Below are 2,776 nucleotides of genomic sequence, written 5' to 3'. Positions count from 1 at the left end.
ATCCCTGCAACGGCTTGGTTGGACGGCGCGTCGGCTGTCACCTCTGCCACTCTCCGCCAGGATCAAACTTGGCGACTTCGAACTGACCGTGGTTGGCTTTCAGCCATGACTTCCAGGCCGCAATCACCTTCCTTTGGACGTCTTGTGGTGCGACGAAGATCTTTCCTCGCGACATCCACTCCATGGCGTAGCCGAGATCGTCGTCCTTCCCTCGGAATTCGGAAAGGCCGCCCAGTGCCAGCTGGGTCCGAAACCGGAAGTACTTGCCGGTGATACTCCGCAGAGCACGCTCACACCAAACGGCATGCAACCACGTCCTGTTCGGAATCTCAGGATCGACGATGCGGAGTTCGCGAACAAGCAGTGGCACAGCGGCTTTCCCACACCGATGCAAGGACTCGACTGCGCGGATCCCATCCCCTTCGCCCAACTGCCGGACAGCATCGGCTACCGTGGCGCAGGACTCAGCAGACCTGGCTGGTGATGGACAGAAAGAGACCAAAAGTCCCACGACACAGCCTATCTCGATGCGTCTTGTCATCATACGTCCGTCAACGGTTTGGCGTTCACCTGCGGGCGGCCGTCTGCGGCCGACCGCCAGTCAGCTAAAGGTAGTTGCGCAAGAAAGCGGGGATGCCCCAAGAAGAGTCGTAGTCCGAAGAACTCGACGAAGGAGGTCATCCCCATGAAGAAGCGTATCTATCGCAGAATGCCCGTCAACGACTTTCAGCCCCAGAGCATCTCGCTGGCCGAGCTCGGCGGCCGTCTGGTGTTCGCGGTCGACGTCGCGAAAGTCGACATGGTCGCGGCGTTCGCTGCCGCCGACGGGCGCGTGCTGCACATCGTCTGCTGGAAAGCCCCGGCCGAGAACCTCATCGTGCTCGACATCCTCCGCGGCTTCCGCGCCCAGGGCGTCGCGGTCGAGGTGGTCATGGAGCCGTCGGGCACCTACGGTGACGTTCTCCGCCAGCAGCTCGTCCACGACGGTTTCGCGGTGTTCATGGTCAGCGGCAAGCGTACTCACGACGCCCGCGAGATGTACGACGGCGTACCCAGCCTGCACGACGCCAAGGCAGCGGCCATCATCGCCAGGCTGCACGCCGAAGGTCTGTCCACGCCTCTGCGTGACGAGGTGCCGGAGCGCCGTCAGTTGCGCGCCGCCCTGGCCATCATGGATTTGCACCAGGAACGCTACCTGCAGCTTACACACCGCCTGGAAGGTTGGCTGGCCCGCCACTGGCCCGAGCTGCCCACGCTCCTCGAGCTGACCTCCTCCTCGCTCATGGCGTTGCTCGCCCGCATCGGTGGTCCCGCCGATGTCGCCGCGGCTCCCCAGCGGGCCAGGCGACTCCTCCTCGGCATCAGCCACCGGCTCATGCCTGAGGAGACGGTCGCCGCCGTCATCGCCGCTGCCGCCACCTCGGTCGGCGTGCCGCTGGTCGGCCTCGAACGTGATGCCTTGATGGCCATCGCGGCCGATGCCTATCGCGCTCACCGCGCCTTCACCACGGCCAAGACCAAGGTCGACCAACTCGCGGCCCGCACCCCAGCCGCCACGCTCGCCCCTGCGGTCGGCCACACCACCGCCGCCGGGGTCTACGCCGAGGTCGGTGACGCCAGGTCCTTCTCGTGCGCCCGCGCCTTCCTCAAGGCAATGGGCCTCAATCTGAAGGAGAAGAGCAGCGGCACCCACCAGGGTCAGCTCAAGATCACCAAGCGTGGGCCCTCCCGCGTGCGCGGCTACCTGTGGCTGGCCGTCTTCCGCTGGATCCAGAACGATCCCATCGCCAACGCCTGGTACCAGCGCAAGAAACAACGCGACGGCGGCAAGGCCTCGCGGGCGGCCGTCGCGCTCATGCGCAAGCTGGCCAAGGCCCTCTACCACGTCGGCCGCGGGGCCACCTTCGACAGCCGCAAGCTCTTCGACACCAGACGCCTGCCGCTTCCCGCATAGCCACCACCGAGAAAGGAGATCCCCGACCCAGCAGACCAATTCTTGAACGTGCGAGTTTTCCGACGGGTGACCTTCTGTTGAAACTTGTCTCTGCCTCGCGCAAGAGCGTCGTCAGTCTTGAGGCACCCCGAGGATCTTCGACCCGACCCAATCTCCGTTGAAAGCTGATTCGATGCCGCTCGTCGGACATCCCACAGGAGAGTTTCGATTACCCGGGCCGATTGCCTCCGGACCGCTCGCCCGCTCAACCAACCCGCGCACCTGATCTTCTGCACCGCAACTCTTCCTGCCTGCGGACCGGATCACGTGTGCCCAGATAGCCCCGATCAATCCCCGTTCTTTTTGCTTGCACTGCCTACGAGAGCTTCATCGGCTGGTTCGGCAGCGGCACCGTCGGGGCACTGCGATTCCTTCAGGCCCCATGCGACGGCAAGGACGATCAGCACACCGACGGCCCCAATCATCAGCAGGGCAGCCGTCCACAGCGATCTGATCACGCCAAGGAGAAGGAGGAGAATGATGGTCGACGGCACATGCAGCGCGAACATCAGAATTCTCCGGAGACGCCTTCGATCGCGCGGTTGCGAAACGCTTGGGTCCACGTCCACCTCACCGATCCTGTTTGGAAGAAGTCTGCCCAACGCTACGCCGTTCAGCAGCGGGGGCGCCGCCAAGTCAGCCTCTCGATTCTACACGATGTCCCTGCGGCGAACGCGTCAGCTTCATCGGCTTGTTCGGCAGCGCAGGCACCAAGGATGGATGAGGAAAGTATGGCTGCTCGGGCGATTCGCTATACTGATCCTCATGAAGAAGTTTTCACTT

General features: G+C 63.6%; 3 protein-coding genes. 1 reads left to right on the top strand and 2 read right to left on the bottom strand.

Going from position 1 to position 2,776, the window contains the following annotated elements; all coding sequences use genetic code 11:
- Nucleotides 1–37: 37 nt before the first annotated feature.
- Complete coding sequence (locus tag VMS96_11545; GenBank protein HVP44059.1) at nt 38–370, bottom strand: hypothetical protein; 333 nt, start codon at nt 368–370, stop codon at nt 38–40.
- 315 nt (nt 371–685) lie between these two features.
- On the opposite strand from VMS96_11545, the gene VMS96_11540 reads away from it, so the two are divergent.
- Complete coding sequence (locus VMS96_11540; GenBank protein ID HVP44058.1) at nt 686–1,954, top strand: transposase; 1,269 nt, start codon at nt 686–688, stop codon at nt 1,952–1,954.
- Nucleotides 1,955–2,280: 326 nt separating this feature from the next.
- On the opposite strand, the gene VMS96_11535 is transcribed toward VMS96_11540, so the two are convergent.
- Nucleotides 2,281–2,502 carry a hypothetical protein gene (locus VMS96_11535; GenBank protein ID HVP44057.1) on the bottom strand — a complete coding sequence of 74 codons (222 nt, stop codon included), beginning with the start codon at nt 2,500–2,502 and terminating at the stop codon, nt 2,281–2,283.
- Between the last annotated feature and the right edge of the window lie 274 nt (nt 2,503–2,776).

The sequence above is a fragment of the Terriglobales bacterium genome, from assembly GCA_035543055.1.
GTDB lineage: Bacteria > Acidobacteriota > Terriglobia > Terriglobales > Acidobacteriaceae > JAIQFD01.
This window is presented reverse-complemented; position numbering and strand designations above follow the sequence as displayed.

Bases quoted from the DNA above. Each gene is read 5' to 3' on its own strand.
- VMS96_11540 (HVP44058.1), top strand. From the start codon at position 686: ATGAAGAAGCGTATCTATCGCAGAATGCCCGTCAACGACTTTCAGCCC.
- VMS96_11535 (HVP44057.1), bottom strand. From the start codon at position 2,502: ATGTTCGCGCTGCATGTGCCGTCGACCATCATTCTCCTCCTTCTCCTT.